Annotated in this window: 15 protein-coding genes and 1 riboswitch; of the genes, 10 read left to right on the top strand and 5 right to left on the bottom strand. The window is 68.2% G+C overall.

Going from position 1 to position 17,369, the window contains the following annotated elements; genetic code table 11:
* Positions 1-150: 150 nt before the first annotated feature.
* Complete coding sequence (locus OG948_RS11155) at positions 151-1,557, bottom strand: cysteine desulfurase/sulfurtransferase TusA family protein (RefSeq protein WP_406295870.1); 1,407 nt, start codon at positions 1,555-1,557, stop codon at positions 151-153.
* Between the two features lie 235 nt (positions 1,558-1,792).
* On the opposite strand from OG948_RS11155, the gene coxB reads away from it, so the two are divergent.
* From coxB to OG948_RS11130, 5 genes are all read left to right on the top strand, one after another.
* Positions 1,793-2,656, top strand: coding sequence for a cytochrome c oxidase subunit II (gene coxB / locus OG948_RS11150; protein WP_406295869.1), 864 nt, complete (start codon positions 1,793-1,795; stop codon positions 2,654-2,656).
* Between the two features lie 3 nt (positions 2,657-2,659).
* A complete protein-coding gene (ctaD, locus tag OG948_RS11145) occupies positions 2,660-4,378 on the top strand; it encodes a cytochrome c oxidase subunit I (protein ID WP_395862302.1) in 1,719 nt (572 codons plus the stop codon).
* Positions 4,375-4,773 carry a cytochrome c oxidase subunit 4 gene (locus tag OG948_RS11140; protein ID WP_406295867.1) on the top strand — a complete coding sequence of 133 codons (399 nt, stop codon included), beginning with the start codon at positions 4,375-4,377 and terminating at the stop codon, positions 4,771-4,773. The genes ctaD and OG948_RS11140 overlap by 4 nt, the downstream gene beginning before the upstream one ends.
* A 208-nt stretch (positions 4,774-4,981) precedes the next feature.
* On the top strand, positions 4,982-6,262 hold the full coding sequence (locus OG948_RS11135) for an Ig-like domain-containing protein (protein ID WP_406295865.1): 1,281 nt from the start codon (positions 4,982-4,984) through the stop codon (positions 6,260-6,262).
* A gap of 195 nt (positions 6,263-6,457) precedes the next feature.
* A complete protein-coding gene (locus OG948_RS11130) occupies positions 6,458-7,684 on the top strand; it encodes an Ig-like domain-containing protein (RefSeq protein WP_406295863.1) in 1,227 nt (408 codons plus the stop codon).
* Positions 7,685-7,861: 177 nt separating this feature from the next.
* On the opposite strand, the gene OG948_RS11125 is transcribed toward OG948_RS11130, so the two are convergent.
* Genes OG948_RS11125 through OG948_RS11110 form a run of 4 tightly spaced genes read right to left on the bottom strand, consistent with a single transcriptional unit; the run spans position 7,862 to position 12,054 of the window.
* Positions 7,862-9,505: a cytochrome bc complex cytochrome b subunit gene (locus tag OG948_RS11125; protein ID WP_406295861.1), complete on the bottom strand. Its 1,644-nt coding sequence runs from the start codon at positions 9,503-9,505 to the stop codon at positions 7,862-7,864.
* Positions 9,505-10,590: a Rieske 2Fe-2S domain-containing protein gene (locus tag OG948_RS11120; RefSeq protein WP_406295859.1), complete on the bottom strand. Its 1,086-nt coding sequence runs from the start codon at positions 10,588-10,590 to the stop codon at positions 9,505-9,507. The genes OG948_RS11125 and OG948_RS11120 overlap by 1 nt, the downstream gene beginning before the upstream one ends.
* Positions 10,587-11,387, bottom strand: a complete 801-nt coding sequence (locus tag OG948_RS11115) for a c-type cytochrome (protein WP_406295857.1) — start codon at positions 11,385-11,387, stop codon at positions 10,587-10,589. The genes OG948_RS11120 and OG948_RS11115 overlap by 4 nt, the downstream gene beginning before the upstream one ends.
* A gap of 46 nt (positions 11,388-11,433) precedes the next feature.
* The gene (locus OG948_RS11110; protein WP_406300228.1) at positions 11,434-12,054 is read right to left on the bottom strand and encodes a heme-copper oxidase subunit III; all 621 of its coding nucleotides are present in this window, start codon (positions 12,052-12,054) and stop codon (positions 11,434-11,436) included.
* A gap of 75 nt (positions 12,055-12,129) precedes the next feature.
* On the opposite strand from OG948_RS11110, the gene OG948_RS11105 reads away from it, so the two are divergent.
* The 5 genes from OG948_RS11105 to OG948_RS11085 all read left to right on the top strand — a co-directional run bounded on the left by OG948_RS11105 (position 12,130) and on the right by OG948_RS11085 (position 17,325).
* Positions 12,130-13,245 carry a cytochrome c oxidase assembly protein gene (locus tag OG948_RS11105; protein WP_406295855.1) on the top strand — a complete coding sequence of 372 codons (1,116 nt, stop codon included), beginning with the start codon at positions 12,130-12,132 and terminating at the stop codon, positions 13,243-13,245.
* A gap of 9 nt (positions 13,246-13,254) precedes the next feature.
* Positions 13,255-13,665: a hypothetical protein gene (locus OG948_RS11100; RefSeq protein ID WP_406295853.1), complete on the top strand. Its 411-nt coding sequence runs from the start codon at positions 13,255-13,257 to the stop codon at positions 13,663-13,665.
* Positions 13,666-13,869: 204 nt separating this feature from the next.
* Positions 13,870-14,283, top strand: coding sequence for a response regulator transcription factor (locus OG948_RS11095; protein ID WP_020552994.1), 414 nt, complete (start codon positions 13,870-13,872; stop codon positions 14,281-14,283).
* 64 nt (positions 14,284-14,347) lie between these two features.
* On the top strand, positions 14,348-15,451 hold the full coding sequence (gene trpD / locus OG948_RS11090; protein ID WP_406295851.1) for an anthranilate phosphoribosyltransferase: 1,104 nt from the start codon (positions 14,348-14,350) through the stop codon (positions 15,449-15,451).
* A gap of 128 nt (positions 15,452-15,579) precedes the next feature.
* Positions 15,580-15,696, top strand: a riboswitch (SAM riboswitch).
* A 234-nt stretch (positions 15,697-15,930) separates the two neighbouring features.
* Positions 15,931-17,325: an aminotransferase class V-fold PLP-dependent enzyme gene (locus tag OG948_RS11085; RefSeq protein WP_406295849.1), complete on the top strand. Its 1,395-nt coding sequence runs from the start codon at positions 15,931-15,933 to the stop codon at positions 17,323-17,325.
* The last annotated feature ends 44 nt before the right edge of the window (positions 17,326-17,369 follow it).

The following is a 17,369-nucleotide window of genomic DNA, read 5'->3' as shown; positions in this document are numbered from 1 at the left end:
GTGGCCTCAAACGCCGGCCGGGCTGAGGGGTGGCTCGGTCGGGTGAGGTGGTTTCGGTGTTGGTTGGGTTGAGGGGTGGCCCGGTCGGGGCGAGGTGGGCTTTGGTGTCGGCCGGGCTGAGGGGCGATTTGGTTGCTTGAGGTGTCCGGGTCAGGAGCGGCGGCGGACCACGTAGGCGGTGCCCTGGGGGTGGGGGGTGGTGTGGAGGAATTCGTGGCCGGTCATTTCGCACCACGCGGGGATGTCCAGGGCCGAGGCCTCGTCGTCGGAGAGGACGGTGACCAGGGTGCCGTCCTCGACGTCGAGGATGCGCTTGGCCAGTTCGATCACCGGGATGGGGCAGCGGCGGCCGAGGGCGTCGACGACCACGCCTTCCGGTGGCGTCGGTGTCGGTGTCGGCGTGGGAGTGGGGGTGTGGGCCACCACCGCGCGGAGGTTCGAGACCAGGGCGGGCAGTACCGCCAGGAAGCGGTCGACCTCGGCCTCGGGGACGCCGCGGGGCAGTGAGACGCGGATGTTGCCCTGGGACAACACGCCCATCGCCTCCAGGACATGGCTGGGGGTCAGTGTCGAGGACGTGCACGAGGAGCCCGAGGACACCGCGAAGCCGGCCTTGTCCAACTCGGTCAGCAGCGCCTCGCCGTCGACGTACAGGCAGGAGAAGGTGACGATGTGCGGGAGTCGGTCGACCGGGTCGCCGACCACCTCGACGTCGGGCACCGTTTCGCGAACGCGGGTGCGGATGCGGTCGATCAGGCCGGACAGCCGGCGATCCTCGTCGGCCGACTCGGTGCTCACCGCACCCAGCGCGACCGCCGCCGCGACGATCGCCGGGACGTTCTCGAAGCCGGGCACCCGGCGCGCCTCGCGCTCGTCGTAGGGCAGGGCCGACGCGTACCGGGTGCCCTTGCGCACCACGAGCAGGCCGACCCCCGCCGGTCCGCCCCACTTGTGCGCGCTCGCGGTCAGCACCGACCAGCCGTCCGGCACCGACAGCCGACCCACCGACTGCGCGGCGTCCACGAGCAGGGGCACACCGGCCGCCCGACACGCCGTCACCACCTCGGCGAGCGGCTGGACCGTACCCACCTCGTGGTTGGCGCTCTGCACGCACGCGAGCGCGGTGTCCGAACGAAGCGCCGAGGCGAACGCCGATACGTCGAGTCGGCCTGTACGGTCCACCCTCGTCCGGGTGATTTCCGCGACCGTTCCGAGTTGCTCCGAACGGGCCGCGTGGGTGTCGGCGGTGTGCAATACGGAGGAGTGTTCGACCGCGCCGAGGACCACGTGCGTCCCCACTCGGCGGCGGCCGGCGAGCACGCCGAGCATGCCCAACTGGACCGCCTGTGTCCCGGAAGTGGTGAATGACACCTCATCGGATCGGGTGCCCAGAACGGACGCCACCGTCTCGCGCGCCGCGTCGAGCAGCATGCGGGCGCGCCGGCCGTCGTAATAACCGCGCGCGGGATCGGCCCAGCCCTCGTCGAGAGTGCTCAGGAAGGCCGCTTTCGCGGCCGGGTGCAGTGGTTCGGTGGAGGCCGCGTCGAAATACGCCATGCGTCGGACGTTAGCCAATACCCGAATCCCGGACGCGTTCGGGCCGTTCGCCCGAACGGACGCACCGGCACATCTACCCGGCCCGCCACACCAGACCTCCGCGCGCGACCCGAATAGGGCTGGAGTAGGGTTTGGCCCGCAGAAACATCCATACCTGTCCGCGCAACGGGTCGTCAGGGAAGAAAAGTTCCCCACCGTGACTCGCGCGCGGGCGAGACATTCGGGAAGGCGCTACGTGAGTCCCTACGGCTCCGACCGCTCGCCGCGGCGCTGGATGCGGCGCAGGGTGCCGCAGCTGCTGGCTCTGGGCCTCGTCACCGCGACCGCCACCGGCTGCTCCGTCGATTCCAAGGACCTGCCGAGACTCGGCCTGCCCAACCCTGTCACCGAGCAGGGTCCGCGAGTCCTGTCGCTCTGGCAGGGCGCCTGGATTGCAGCGCTGATCGTCGGGGCCGTGGTGTGGGGGCTCATCCTGTGGAGCGTCGCGTTCCACCGCCGGTCGCGTACCAAGATCGAGATCCCGCCGCAGACGCGCTACAACCTCCCCATCGAGGTTTTGTACACGGTCATCCCCGGCATCATGATCGCGGTCTTCTTCTACTTCACCGCGCGTGACGAGACCAAGCTCGAAGAACTCTCCAAGAACCCCGACAACACGATCAACGTGGTCGGCGTGCAGTGGAGCTGGTCCTTCAACTATCAGGGCGACCCGGCCGACGGCACGGTCGACGTCTACGAGCAGGGCACGCCCGGCAAGCCGCCGACGCTGTACCTGCCGGTGAAGGAGTCGGTGCGGTTCGATCTGACCTCGCCGGACGTCATCCACTCGTTCTGGGTCCCGAACTTCTTGTACAAGAAGGACATCATCCCGGGCCGCATGAACAAGTTCGAGGTCGTTCCGACGAAGAAGGGCACGTACGGCGGTAAGTGCGCCGAACTGTGCGGCGTGGACCACTCGCGCATGCTCTTCAACGTGAAGATCGTGGACAAGGCCGTTTACGTCCAGCACCTGAAGGACCTGGCCGCGAAGGGCCAGACCGGCTGGCTGCGCAGCAAGATCAACGAGCCTGCCCCCGTTGAAGCGCACGGGAAGAAGTGACGAGTGACAATCCTCAGTGAGCCACAGACCGTGGCCCCGGACGGACCTCCGCCGGTCCGGCGCAAGGAGCCCGGGAACATCGTCATCAAGTGGATGACGACCACGGACCACAAGACGATCGGGTCGATGTACCTGATCACCTCCTTCGTCTTCTTCTGCATCGGTGGTGTGCTCGCGCTGGTCATGCGCGCGGAGCTGGCCCGCCCCGGTACGCAGTTCATCTCGAACGAGCAGTTCAACCAGTCGTTCACGATGCACGGCACGATCATGCTGCTGATGTTCGCGACGCCGCTGTTCGCGGGCTTCACGAACTGGATCATGCCGCTGCAGATCGGCGCCCCCGACGTCGCGTTCCCGCGCCTGAACATGTTCGCCTACTGGCTCTACCTGTTCGGCTCGATCATCGCGGTGGCCGGCTTCATCACCCCGCAGGGTGCCGCCGACTTCGGCTGGTTCGCGTACGCGCCGCTGTCCGACGCGGTGCGCTCGCCGGGTATCGGCGGCGACATGTGGATCATGGGTCTGGCGATGTCGGGCTTCGGCACCATCCTGGGTGCCGTCAACTTCATCACCACGATCATCTGCATGCGCGCGCCCGGTCTGACCATGTTCCGGATGTCGATCTTCTGCTGGAACGTGCTGCTGACCTCGGTCCTGGTCCTGATGGCGTTCCCGGTCCTGGCCGCCGCGCTGTTCGCGCTGGAGGCCGACCGCAAGTTCGGCACACACATCTTCGATCCGGCCAACGGCGGACCGATCCTGTGGCAGCACCTCTTCTGGTTCTTCGGCCATCCCGAGGTGTACATCATCGCGTTGCCGTTCTTCGGCATCGTGTCGGAGATCATCCCGGTCTTCGCGCGCAAGCCGATGTTCGGTTACAAGAGCCTGATCGCCGCGACCATCTCGATCGCGGGCCTGTCGGTCACCGTGTGGGCGCACCACATGTTCCCGACCGGCGCGGTCATGCTGCCGTTCTTCTCCTTCATGACGTTCCTGATCGCCGTACCGACCGGCGTCAAGTTCTTCAACTGGATCGGCACCATGTGGCGCGGCTCGTTGTCCTTCGAGACACCGATGTTGTGGACCGTGGGCTTCCTGGTGACCTTCGCGTTCGGTGGTCTCACCGGCGTCATCCTCGCGTCGCCGCCGCTGGACTTCCACGTCTCGGACACCTACTTCGTGGTGGCGCACTTCCACTACGTGGTGTTCGGCACCGTGGTGTTCGCGATGTTCGCGGGCTTCCACTTCTGGTGGCCCAAGTTCACCGGCAAGATGCTCGACGAGCGGCTGGGCAAGATCACCTTCTGGACGCTGTTCATCGGCTTCCACACCACGTTCCTGGTGCAGCACTGGCTGGGTGCCGAGGGCATGGCCCGTCGGTACGCGGACTACCTGGACTCGGAAGGCTTCACCACGCTGAACACGATCTCGACCCTGGGCTCGTTCCTGCTGGGTCTGTCGATCCTGCCGTTCTTCTACAACATCTGGAAGACGCACAAGTACGGCAAGAAGATCACCGTGGACGACCCGTGGGGCTACGGCCGTTCGCTGGAGTGGGCGACCTCCTGCCCGCCGCCGCGGCACAACTTCACGAGCATTCCGCGGATCCGTTCCGAGGCTCCCGCGTTCGACCTCCACCACCCGGAGATCGCCGCGCTGGAGTACCTCACCGACGAGCGTTCCGAGGCGTCGCCCGAGCTGGCGAAGGGAGCCGAGAAGTGAAGTTCAACGGTGTCCTGTTCGCAGTCCTGGCCGTGTTCCTGCTGCCGGTGACGATCATCTACTGGTTGTTGTCCGAGGACCCGACCGGTACGACCGCCCTGGCGCTGACGTTCGGCCTGGCGCTGATGATCGGGTTCTACCTGATCTTCACCGCGCGCCGGATGGACCTGCTCGCGCAGGACAACGAAGAGGGCGAGATCGCCGACGACGCCGGCGAGCTGGGCTTCTTCGCCCCGCACAGCTGGCAGCCGCTGCTGTTGGCGACCGGTTCGGCGCTGCTGTTCCTGGGCGTCATCTTCGGCTGGTGGCTGGCGATGTTGGCCGCGCCGTTCGTCGCGATCGGTGTCTTCGGCTGGGTCTTCGAGTTCTACCGGGGTGCGGACCAGCGCTACTAGCGCCACCGATTCGCAACCTTCGCAACACGGTTTTGCCACAAGGCCGATCACCCTGATGGGTGGTCGGCCTTGTGTGATATCTACAGAGGACTCCCTGACGCCCCCGAATGTCACCGGTGTGTGACCGTTCGGCGGTTGTAGCAACCCGAACCGGGGGTCGACGCGTCAAATGGACGCAAGGGAGTACCAGGACGAGGGAGGAACACGCGTGCCCCGGATACACGGAGCATCGCGCACGGGGGCAGCGGGCGGCGGCATACGCCTCTTCGCGGGACTCATGGTGGCGCCGCTCATATTCATTGCAGGCTGCTCGTCCGACGGCGACAAGACCGCTCCCGGCGGCTCGACCGGTGGCAACTCCGGCGGCGGCAGCGGTCCGAACAAGAAGGTCGCCGCGGCACCCGCCACGATCGCGATCACTCCCGCCGACGGTACCAAGAGCGTGGAGACCGACGGCGCGCTCAAGGTCGACGCGAACGGCGGCAAGCTCACCTCGGTCGTGGTCACCGACGCGAAGGGCAAGACCGTCGACGGGCGGATCAGCCCGGACGGAATCGGCTGGAAGCCGGACGCCCCGTTGGCCAACGGCGGCGCCTACACGGTCGCGGCCAAGGCCGCCAACGCCGACGGCGCCGAGGTCACCGCGCAGAGCAAGTTCAACACCAAGGCCGCCGACGACACGTTCGTGGCCGACTTCAACATCGAGCCGGACAGCACGTGGGGCGTCGGCGCGATCATCTCGCTCAAGTTCAACGAGCCGATCAAGGACAAGGCCGCGATCGAGCGCAACCTCAAGGTCGTCTCGGAGCCCGCCGTGCAGGGCTCGTGGTCCTGGCTCAAGGACCTCGACGGCAACGACCGGATCGACTACCGCCCGGAGAAGTACTGGGCGAGCGGTACGAAGGTCAACCTCAAGGCCAACCTGACCGGCGCGAAGGCGGCGCCGGGTGTCTACGGCAAGCAGACCAAGGACATCAAGTTCACCATCGGCCGCTCGCTGGTGGCCACCGCGGACCTCAAGTCCAAGCACATGGTGGTCACCAAGGACGGGGCCCAGATCGAGGACCTGCCGATCTCGGCGGGCGGCCCGAGCTTCCCGACCTGGGGCGGCACGATGGTCGTGCTCGACAAGGTCGACGGCATCACGATGGACTCCGAGACGGTCGGCCTCGGCGACGCGTACAACATGAAGAACGTGCGGCACGCGGTGCACCTGACCGCGTCCGGCACGTACGCGCACGGTGCGCCCTGGAACGAGGGCAAGTTCGGCCGGCAGAACGACAGCCACGGGTGCATCGGGCTGAGCGCCTCCAACGCCAAGAAGTTCTTCGACCTGGTCACCCAGGGTGACCCGGTGGAGATCCTCAACAGCACCGACAAGACGGTCAAGGCCGGCAACGGGCTCGGCGGCTGGAGCGTCGACTGGGCGACCTGGCTCAAGGGCAGCGCGCTCACCGGCGGTGGCGCGGCCGGCACCCCGGCGGCGTAGCAAGTCCCACACGGTAGGGCGAATCGCCCGATCGCGCGACCCGGCCGGCGGCCGGTGTCAGGCGATCGGGCGATTCGTCGGTTTATCTGAATGAAGTGGGTCGTTCCCGGCCACTCTCGATGCACCAACTCCGCGCCATCCGCGCTCGGCGAGCACGGATGTACGGTGATCGGCCGGCACGGCTGGAGGTCGTGAGTGAATCGGGACAGAGCTGTTCGCGTCCGCCGGCTCGGCTGGGCCCTCGCGTCGGCGCTGCCACTCGTGTTCGTGGCCGGATGCGGGACGTGGGAGAAGCAGCGCACCGCCGAGATCCACCGACCCGCCAAGAGCGTCGCCCGCCTCGCGGTGGACGTGCGCACCGATCGTCCCGCCCAGCCGGGCCGGCCGATCACCGTCACCGCCGGCGACGGGCGGCTGTACGCGGTGAGCCTGGTGGGCCCGGACGGCAAGCCGGTGCCGGGCGGCAACGGGGCCGGCGACACGACGTGGTCCAACTCCGAACCGCTGGCCTACGGCAGCAGGTACACGCTGACCGCGTCCGCCGTCGACGCGTACGGGCTGACCTCGACCCGGACCGAGTCGTTCACCACGCTCACGCCGGACGCCGAGACGCGCGTGGACTCGGTGCTGCCGGAGGCCGACTCGAAGGTGGGCGTGGGCATGCCGATCACGGTCACCCTGCAGCGGCCGGTCACCGACCCGGCGCTGCGTGCCGAGGTGGAGCGGCGACTCCAGGTGTCCGCGTCCACGCCGGTCGAGGGCGCGTGGGGCTGGGTGGACGACACGACCGTGCGCTATCGGCCCAAGGACTACTGGCCGGTGAACACCAGGGTCTCGGTGGCCACCAGTCTGCTCGGCGTCGACTTCGGGAACGGCGTCTACGGCGGCCCCGGCAAGGTGGTCGACTTCGAGGTCGGCGACGCCGTGGTCGCCACCGTGGACGCCGCGGCGCACACGCTGAGCCTCGAGCGCAACGGCGTCGACATCAAGACGATGCCGGTGACCACCGGCAAGCCCGGTTTCACCACCCGGTCGGGCATCAAGGTGGTGCTCGGCAAGTCGCCGCACGTGCTGATGGACGGCACCACGGTGGGCATCTCCGCGGACAGCAGCGACGGCTACCGGCTGGACGTCTACTGGGCCACCCGGGTCACCTGGAGCGGCGAGTTCGTGCACGCGGCCCCGTGGTCGGTGAGCTCGCAGGGCCGGGAGAACGTGAGCCACGGCTGCGTCGGGATGAGCGACGAGAACGCCAAGTGGTTCTACGACCAGATCAAGGTCGGCGACGTGGTCACCGTGGTGAACACGGGCGACGCCAAGAGCATGGAGCCGATCGGCAACGGCTACGGCGAGTGGAACCTGGACTGGTCGCAGTGGCTGACCCACAGCACGACCGGCCCGGCCACCACCCGGCAGCTCTGACGCGGCCGTTCGGCAACTCCGGGCCCGCCGCCCGGCGCTCCCGTGAAGCCACTGTACGGCCGCCTGCGGGGCGCGACGCGAAGGGCCCCACCGGGAAGATCCGGTAGGGCCCTTCGTCGTTCCTGCGCGTCCTACGGGTCGTGCCGATGTGGCGTCAGCAGCCCGGCCCCGGTCGCGTCAGTGGTGACCGTGTCCGCTGGTCAGTTCCTTGTACTCCTCGGCCGTCGGCTTCTCGATCGGCTCGGCGAAGTACCAGTGCGACATCCTCGAGCGCAGCTTCTGCGAACGCTTGACCTTGCGGGCCACACCGTTCTCGTCCTCGGCCGGCTCGAGCTCGTACGGCTTGGGCTGCTCGTGCGCGGTGAGGGTGTGCCGCACCCCGGCGTCCAGCGGCTCGTGGATCTCCACGAACTCGCCGTGCGGGAGCTTCTTGATCACACCGGTCTCGCGACCGTGCAGGACCTTGTCCCGGTCGCGCCGTTGCAGACCCTTGCAGATGCGCACCGTGGCCAGGTAGGCCAGCACGGGCGCGACGAAGAACGCGACGCGGCCGATCCAGGTGATCGTGTTGATCGACATGTGGAAGTGGGTGGCGATGATGTCGTTGCCACCACAGACCCACAACACGCCGTAGCAGATGATCCAGGCGACACCCAGGCCGGTGCGCACCGGCATGTTGCGCGGGCGGTCGAGCAGGTGGTGCTCACGCTTGTCGCCGGTGATCCAGCCTTCGATCCACGGGTACATCGCCAGGAACGTGAACAGCACGCCGGGCAGGACCAGGGACGGGATCAGCACGTTGAAGCTGAGCGTGTGGCCCCAGATGTTCCATTCCCAGTTCGGCATGATGCGCAGGGATCCCTCGAGGAACCCGATGTACCAGTCCGGTTGGGAGCCCGCCGTGATCTGACCCGGGTTGTATGGACCGTAGGCCCAGATCGGGTTGATCTGCACCATGCCGCCGAGGGCGGCGGTGATGCCGAACACGATGAAGAAGAAGCCACCGGCCTTGGCCGCGTAGACCGGCAGCAGCGGCAGGCCGACCACGTTCTTCTCGGTCTTGCCCGGGCCGGGGAACTGGGTGTGCTTCTGGTAGAAGACCAGGATCAGGTGCACGGTCACCAGGCCGACCATGATCGCCGGGATCAGCAGCACGTGGATGGTGAACAGGCGGGGCACGATGTCCTCGCCCGGGAACTCCCCGCCGAACAGGAAGAACTGCACGTACGTGCCGACCAGCGGGATGGCCAGGACCACACCCTCGGCGATCCGCAGACCCGTACCGGAGAGCAGGTCGTCCGGGAGCGAGTAGCCGGTGAAGCCGTTGACCATGGCCAGGATCAGCAGCAGGAAGCCGAACAGCCAGTTTATTTCGCGCGGCTTGCGGAACGCCCCGGTGAAGAAGATCCGGAACATGTGCACGAACAGCGACGACACGAAGATCAGCGCGGCCCAGTGGTGGATCTGACGCATCGCCAGACCACCGCGGATGTCGAAGCTGATGTCCAGCGTCGAGGCGTACGCCTGGGACATGTGAATGCCCTGGAGCGGCACGTAGGAGCCGTCGTAGACGACCTCCTGCATGCTCGGCTTGAAGAACAGCGTCAGGAAGACACCGGTCAGCAGCAGCACGATGAAGCTGTACAGCGCCACTTCACCGAGCATGAAGGACCAGTGGTCCGGAAAGACCTTGCGCAGGTTCTTCTTCGCCGCGCCGTAGATGCCCAGCCGGCTGTCCAGCGCGTCGGCCGCGCGAACGGCCGCGTTGTTCGGGATCGGGGTGCTCTTGTCCGCCCCACCCTTGGGTTGTTCGCTCGACATCAGCCACGCTCCCAGAAGCTCGCGCCGACCGGTTCGGCGAAGTCCTGCGTCGCGGCGAGGTTACCCGCCTCGTTCACATGGATCTTCAACTGCGGCAGCGAGCGAGCGGCCGGGCCGAACACGACCTTGCCGTCGTCCGCCAGGTCGAAGGTGGACTGGTGACACGGGCACAGCAGGTGGTGCGTCTGCTGCTCGTACAGGCCGATCGGGCAACCCACGTGGGTGCAGATCTTCGAGTACGCCACGATGCCCTGGTAGCCCCAGTCCAGTTCCTTCTGGGACTTGATGTCCTCCGGCTCCAGCCGGACCACCAGGACCGCGGACATGCCCGCCTTCTCCAGCCAGCCGTGCGAGAGCTCTTCCTTCTCGCCGTCCGGGCCGTACTTCTCGACCAGGCCGTCGGGCAGCACCATGGTCAGCGAGCCCTGGATGATGTCGTCCGGCTTGATCGGCAGGCCGGTCGCCTCGTTGATCAGCTCGACGCCCGGCTTCCAATCGGTGTGCCGCAGCTTGGTGCCGGGCAGCGGACCGAGGTCGCGCAGCAGCACGACGCCGGACAACGGCACCAGGGCCATCGCGCCGATCATCGTGCGCCGGATCAGCGGCCGACGGCCGATCACCGAGTCCGCGGCACCCTGGGTGAACTCCCGGATCGCGTATTCGCGGGTCTCCGGGTCCGAGGTGAACTCGTGCCGCTCCTGGACGATCTCCTCGTCCGTCATCAACGTGCGCGCCCAGTGGATCGCGCCGGCGCCGATGCAGAACAGCGCGAGGCCGAGGAAGCCGCCGAGCGCGAGGTTCTGGGCACCGATCTTCCCGAAGAAGAAGATGTCGATGATGCGGTACTTGTCGATGCCGACGTACGCCCAGATGAAACCGATCGTGGACAACATCGAGATCACGAAGAGGAACGCGACCTGACGCTCGGCGCGCTTGGCGGCCCGCTCGTCGATGTCGGTGACGCGCGGCTCGTGGGCCGGCAGGCCGGGGTCGGCGAACGGGTCGCCTTCCGCCGGAACATGTGCCGAGGCGGGTACCTCGGGCAGGTGCTCTTCAGGCACTTCAGACTTGTCCTGGCTACTCATTTGGTCCTGGCCTTGGGGGTCCGAGCGGCAATCCAGATCGCACATCCGATGAGCAGACCGAGCGCGATGATCCAGCCGAACAAGCCTTCGGAGACCGGGCCGAGCCGGCCGAGACCCAGGCCGCCGGGGTTCGGCTCCTTCTTGGTCGTCTCGTGGACGTACGTGACGATGTCCTTCTTCTGCTGCTCGGGCATCGTGCTGTCCGGGAACAAAGGCATGTTCTGCGGGCCGCTGATCATGGCCTCGTAGATGTGCTTCGGGTCCACGTCCTTCAGCGGCGGCGCGAACTTGCCCTCGGTCAGGGCGCCGCCCTCACCGGAGAAGTTGTGGCACTGCGAGCAGTTCGTGCGGAACAACTCGGCGCCGTTGACGATGTTGCCGTCGGGCGCGTACATGTTCGGTGTCGGGATCTTGGGCCCGACGCCGAGGGAGGCAATGTACGCGGAGAGCTGTTCGACCTGCGCGGGAGTGTAGACATCGGGCTTGCGCGGCGCCTGGGCGCCGGGCTGCTGAAGCGGCATCCGGCCGGTCGACACCTGGAAGTCGACGGCGGCAGCGCCGACGCCGATCAGGGACGGGCCGTCGGAGGAACCCTGGGCGTCGAGCCCATGGCAGGTCGAACATCCGCTCAGGTAGAGCTTCTTGCCCGCCTCGACGGCGATGGAGGCGGAATCGTCGGCCTCCGCCTTCTTGGCAGGCGCGAACGCGGCGTACAGACCCCCCGTGGCCGCGAGCGCGAAGATGAGTACGACGATCGCCGCCAAGGGGTGGCGTCGCCGCGCGGAGAGCTTTTTCACGGAAAACCCCGGTCCAATGTCGTCTGCGTAGTAAGTGTCGGGACGTCTACCTGATGACGTAGATCGTGAAGAACAGACCGATCCAGACCACGTCGACGAAATGCCAGTAGTACGAGACGACGATTGCGGCCGTGGCCTGCTCGTGCGTGAACCGTCGGGCCGCGTAGGTGCGCCCGAGGATCAGCAGGAAGGCGATCAGACCGCCTGTCACGTGCATGCCGTGGAAGCCGGTGGTCAGGTAGAAGACCGAACCGTAAGCCGACGACGAGAGAGTCGTGCCCTCCTTGACCAGCTCCGTGTACTCCATCACCTGGCCGCCGACGAAGACGGCGCCCATCACGAAGGTGATGACGAACCACATTCTGAGCTTCTTGACGTCACCGCGTTCGGCCGCGAAGACGCCGAGCTGGCAGGTGAGCGAGGACAGCACGAGGATCGTCGTGTTGCCCGTCGAGAACGGGATGTTCAGCTCACTGGCGTGCTCACGCCAAGCGTCCGCGCCGGTGACGGAGCGGATCGTGAAATACATCGCGAACAAGGCCGCGAAGAACATCAGCTCGGACGCCAACCAGACGATCGTGCCGATGCTGACCAAGTTGGGACGGTTGAGCGTCCCGTGTGAGGGGGGCCCGGTTTCTAGTGAAGTTGCTGTCGCCACGGCGGCCATTATTGCGGTCGCCGGATCTGCCCACACTTCGGGGGGCAACCTTTGTACAACGTGTCCGGGTTAGGCTCTGGTTCCGTGAGTGGCTCTGCAGGCGACGCCGGGGTGTTTCTGGCGCACGCGACCCCTGGGAACGTACCGCCGGAACTGACCCCCATTCGGCTCCTGACCGGGTGGGTGTTCGAGCCGATCCCGATCCTGGTCGCGATGCTCTTCGGTGGCCTCTATCTGTACGGGGTGCACAAGCTCAGGGCCCGTGGGGACTCGTGGTCGCGGTGGCGGAGCTTCTCCTTCCTGGGACTGGGGCTGGGCACGTTCCTGCTCGCGACCGAGTCGGCGTTGGCCGCGTACGACACCGTGTTGCTGAGTGTGCACATGGTTCAGCACATGGTGCTGGCGATGATCACGCCGATCTTCCTGGCGCTCGGGGCGCCGATCACACTCGCGCTGCGTACCCTGCCGATCAAGTGGCGCAATCGCCTCAACGCCCTGCTGCACAGCAGATACGCGAAGGTGGTCACCTTCCCCGCCTTCGCCGGGTTCCTCTTCGTGCTCAACCCGTTCGCCCTGTACTTCACCCCTTGGTACGAGCTGACGTTGCGAAACACCTTCATGCACGACATGAATCACGTGCATTTCGTGATCATCGGCTGCATGTGGTTCTGGCCGCTGCTGGGTCTGGACCCGATGCCGCGCGCGAGTCATCCGATGCGGTTGCTCGCGGTGTTCGCGACGCTGCCGTTCCACGCGTGGCTGGGTATCGCGATCATGAGTTCGTCCAACGTGCTCGCCGGTGACTGGTACAACGACCTCGGTCGCGACTGGGGCGCGAGTCCGCTCTCGGACCAGGGCACGGCGGGCGGAATCCTGTGGGGCAGCGGCGACATCATCGGACTGCTCGTCTTCCTGGTGTTGTTCGTGCAGTGGGCCCGGGCGTCGGAGCGCGAGGCGGTCCGGGAGGACCGCCGGCTGGATCGACTCGAACTGATCGAGGCCGGCCGCAAGGCGCGCGAGGAGCGGTTGGCGCGCGAGGCGGCCGAGGCCGGGGGCGGTGCGGAGCAGGGCTTGGAGGACGCCGGAAAACCCGTGTCGAAGAGCACTCTTCCGGGTGACTCTGCCCAAACGGAGGAGGCCGACTCGGCCGTCCGGGTGGCCCGCGGGCCCGAGCCGCGGCCGGCCGCCGCGGCCGAGTAGCGTCGCGGCATGATCCTGGAACGTTTCCTGCGCCGGCGGCGACCGGAACCCGCTCCCGTGCTCGTCGACGACGGCACGCTCGTCGTGGTCGGGTCCTGCTTCGACCCCTCGCGCGCCGATTCGGCGGTGGTCGCGCAGATGCGGGCCGCCGGAGTCGCGGTGGAGACCGGCCCGTTCGTGATGCGGCACGTGCTGACCCTGCCGGACCTGGCGGCGGCCGACGAGGCGGCCCGGATCCTGACGCCGGACGGTTGGCGGGTGGTGGCGCCGGCCCCGGACGAGCGGCCGCTGCGGGTGCTGATCTCCCGGCAGCAGGTGATCACCGGCCTGGAGCCGGCCCGGGAGCGGACCCGGATGGCGGGCCTGGCCCAGCGCCTGGGCGGCGACGCCGAGGGTTACGAGGTGCTCGCGCGCGGGTGATTCGGGGTGCGTCGGGGGTGCGGTCGGTGCCGCCCGGGCCGCACCGGGGCCGGCCGGGAGCGGGACGAGCGCGTGACGAGGCACACATTTTCGTGCCGAAAAGCGCTAACATCCGGGTCGATCCGAGTGTTGCCCGTACCGAACATGCGCAGCCTGAACATATGCAGCCCTGAACACACGCAGCCCAGACACAGGCAGGTGGACATGACGCGCGGCGAGACCATGACCGTCCTCGTGTACAGCGACGACCGCAACACCCGACGGAAGGTCACCCTCGCGCTCGGGCGCAGGCCCGCCGTCGACGTGCCGTTCGTGGAATACCTGGAGTGCGCCACCGAGCCCGCCGTGATCGAGGCGATGGACAAGGGCGGCATCGATCTGGTGATCCTGGACGGGGAGACCGCCCCGGCCGGTGGCATGGGTGTGTGTCGTCAGCTCAAGGACGAGATCTACAACTGCCCGCCGGTGCTGACCCTGGTCGGCCGTCCGCAGGACGCGTGGCTGGCCACGTGGTGCCGGGCGGACGCGGTGGTCGCCCACCCGCTGGATCCGCGTACGCTCGCGGACGCGGCCGCCGACCTGATCCGGGGCCGGATCGCGGGACGCCAGCCGGCCTGACCGCATCCCGGATAACCACCCGGCCGCGACGGGCGCGGTGGGTACGCTGTCGCGGACTCATCCGATGACACAGCGGGAGCGGACCATGGGCGCCTCGGCCTCTACGAACAAGAGCGGCGGCAACCCGGCGGCCCGTTCCTGGCGGGACCTCCTGGCGACGCTCATGCGCGGCGACGACCTGCCGGCCGACGCGACCGCGTGGGCGATGGACCACATCATGACCGGCGAGGCGACGCCGGTGCAGGTGGCCGGGTTCGTGATCGCGCTGCGGGCCAAGGGCGAGACCGTGGACGAGGTCTCGGGTCTGGTGCGGGCGATGTACGCGCACGCGTCGACGATCGAGGTGCCCGGCCGTACGGTCGACATCGTCGGCACCGGTGGCGACCTCGCGCGGACGGTGAACATCTCGACGATGTCCGCGATCGTGGTCGCGGGCACGGGCGAGACCGTGGTCAAGCACGGCAATCGGGCGGCGTCCTCGTCCAGCGGTGCCGCCGACGTGCTCGAGGCGCTCGGTGTGGTGCTGGACCTGACCCCGGAGCAGGTGGCCCGGACTGCCGAGGAGGCGGGCATCACGCTGTGCTTCGCCCAGCGCTTCCACCCGTCGCTGCGGCACGCCGCGCAGGCGCGGCGCGAGCTGGGGGTGCCGACCACGTTCAACTTCCTGGGGCCGTTGACCAATCCGGCCCGGGTCCGGTTCCACGCGATCGGGGTCGCGGATCTGCGGATGGCGCCGATCGTGGCCGGTGTGCTGGCCGATCGGGGTGCGACCGCGCTGGTGTTCCGGGGCGACGACGGGCTTGACGAGTTGACCGTCACGACCACGTCGCAGGTGTGGATCGTGCGGGACGGCGACGTGCGCGAGGACCGGGTGGACCCGCGCGACCTGGGCATCCCGCTGAACGGGATCGAGTCGTTGCGCGGCGGCGACGCGGCGTTCAACGCGGAGGTGGCCCGGAAGTTGTTCGCGGGCGAGCAGGGCGCGGTGCGCGACGCGGTGTTGTTGAACTCGGCCGCGGCGCTGGCCGCGTTGGGCCCGGGAGAGGGATCGTTGACCCAGCAGTTGGCGGCCGGGATCGATCGCGCCGCCGAGGCGATCGACTCGGGCGCGGCGCAGGCCGCGCTGGATCGTTGGGTGGCCACGACCCGGTCGTTCGCGCGGGGATAGCGGGTCCGGGCGGGAGACCGTACGCCGGGTGGGTCGTGGTCGACCCGCCCGGCGTCGTGCCGTCCAGGATGTGGGAATGGTGGGGCCGTCGTTGCGCGGGGCGCTCCGTCTGGTAATAATTCTGCGCAGGTCACGAGTGACAGTGGAAAGCCCCGGCTTGCTGTCCGGCAACCCTCGCTCCGCGGTGGGGTGCCCCGGGTGATGACACGGCCGGGCGTCGTAAGGCGCCCCGGCAAGCGCGGACCCCTTGCATGACGGCGGGCAATTGCTCCATGTGACCCGGGGGTCCTGTACCTGGGGAGCATGTGATGGCGTGAAATCTCTTTCTCGAAACGGGCGAATCGCCCTGATCTGTACGCGCTGAGTCGTCGCGCGTCGCTTTTTTGAGACCACATTTCACCAGCGGATCACCCGGTGCGTTTCCATGTCGATTCAGCGACATTTGCCTCGGTGTTCCGTGCCTGCCGAGGAGTTTCGCGATGACCGTCGACACCGCTTCCGCCGCCGCCTTCGACTGTGACGTCGCGATCGCCGCGCCGCTGCCCGTGGTCGGGCGGGACGTGCTCGTTCCGCTGGTGACCGGTGGCGAGGTCGAGTACGCCGCGCTCGACTACGGGGCGAGCGCGCCGTGTCTACAGCGGGTGTGGGACGACGTGTCCACATACCTGCCCTACTACGGCAGTGTGCACCGCGGTGCCGGCTACCTGTCCCAGTTGTCCACCGACCTGTACGAGCAGAGCCGGGCCACGGTCGCGAGCTTCCTGGGGCTGCGGGCCGACGACACGCTGCTGTTCACCCGCGGGACCACCGACTCGCTCAACCTGCTCGCGTCGGTACTGCCGCGCGGCACCCGGGTGTTCGTCTTCGAGACCGAGCACCACGCGGCGCTGCTGCCGTGGCGCCGGCACGCCGGGGTGACTCAGTTGGCCGCGCCGTCCTCGCCGGCGCAGGCCGTCGCGACGCTGGAGGCGGCGCTCGCCGGGTCCGGCGACGGGCCCCGGCTGGTGTGTGTGACCGGTGCCTCGAACGTGACCGGTGAGCTCTTCCCGGTCGCCGAGCTGGCCGAGGTCGCGCACCGGCACGGCGCGCGGATCGTGCTGGACGCCGCGCAACTGGCGCCGCACCACCCGGTGTCGGTGGCCGACCTGGACGTGGACTGGATCGCGCTGTCGGCGCACAAGCTGTACGCGCCGTTCGGCTCCGGCGTGTTGGCCGGGCGGGGCGACTGGCTGGACGCGGCCGAGCCGTACCTGGCCGGCGGCGGGGCGAGCAAGGCGGTCAGTCGGGACCACGTGGAGTGGCAGCGCGGTGCGGCCCGGCACGAGGCGGGGTCGCCGAACGTGATCGGCGCCTACGCGTTGGCGTCCGCGTGCCGGGCGATCACCGAGGCGGGGCCGGCGGCGCTGGTCGCCCGCGAGGAGGCGCTGCTCGCGCGCCTTCGGGCGCAACTGGCGCAGATTCCGGCGGTGCGGACGCTGGAGCTGTTCGGGCCGGAGTCGGCGCGGGTGGGGGTGCTCTCGTTCGTGGTCGAGGGGTGGAACAGCTCGCGGTTCGCGGCGGTGTTGTCTGCGGAGTACGGGATCGGCGTGCGGGACGGGCTGTTCTGCGCCCATCCGCTGGTGCGGCACCTGTTGGGCGGGCGGGCCGACCAGCCGAGCGAGTGCGGGTCTCCGGACGCGCCCGAGGGTGAGCAGAACCTCAACGCGATCCGGGTCAGCTTCGGCCTGGGGACGCCCGTCGAGCACCTGGACCGCTTCGCGGGGGCGGTGCGGGAGATCGTGGAGCGTGGGGCGTTGTGGAGCTACACGGTCGATGGGGGGCGGTGTGTTCCGGACGCGGACCCGCGCTCCGTGCGGCAATTGCCTGCGGCGTAGGGGGTTTTGGCCTCGCCGGCCGGGCGTCCTCAAACGCCGGACGG

It is taken from the genome of Embleya sp. NBC_00888 (assembly GCF_045207655.1).
Classification (GTDB): Bacteria; Actinomycetota; Actinomycetes; order Streptomycetales; family Streptomycetaceae; genus Embleya.
This window is presented reverse-complemented; position numbering and strand designations above follow the sequence as displayed.

What these genes read in the sequence shown, in the direction of transcription:
- OG948_RS11110 (WP_406300228.1), bottom strand. Translation starts at nt 12,054, where the DNA reads ATGGCCGCCGTGGCGACAGCAACTTCACTAGAAACCGGGCCCCCCTCA.
- OG948_RS11155 (WP_406295870.1), bottom strand. Translation starts at nt 1,557, where the DNA reads ATGGCGTATTTCGACGCGGCCTCCACCGAACCACTGCACCCGGCCGCG.
- OG948_RS11120 (WP_406295859.1), bottom strand. Translation starts at nt 10,590, where the DNA reads ATGAGTAGCCAGGACAAGTCTGAAGTGCCTGAAGAGCACCTGCCCGAG.
- trpD (WP_406295851.1), top strand. Translation starts at nt 14,348, where the DNA reads ATGACACAGCGGGAGCGGACCATGGGCGCCTCGGCCTCTACGAACAAG.
- OG948_RS11125 (WP_406295861.1), bottom strand. Translation starts at nt 9,505, where the DNA reads ATGTCGAGCGAACAACCCAAGGGTGGGGCGGACAAGAGCACCCCGATC.
- OG948_RS11100 (WP_406295853.1), top strand. Translation starts at nt 13,255, where the DNA reads ATGATCCTGGAACGTTTCCTGCGCCGGCGGCGACCGGAACCCGCTCCC.
- OG948_RS11095 (WP_020552994.1), top strand. Translation starts at nt 13,870, where the DNA reads ATGACGCGCGGCGAGACCATGACCGTCCTCGTGTACAGCGACGACCGC.
- OG948_RS11085 (WP_406295849.1), top strand. Translation starts at nt 15,931, where the DNA reads ATGACCGTCGACACCGCTTCCGCCGCCGCCTTCGACTGTGACGTCGCG.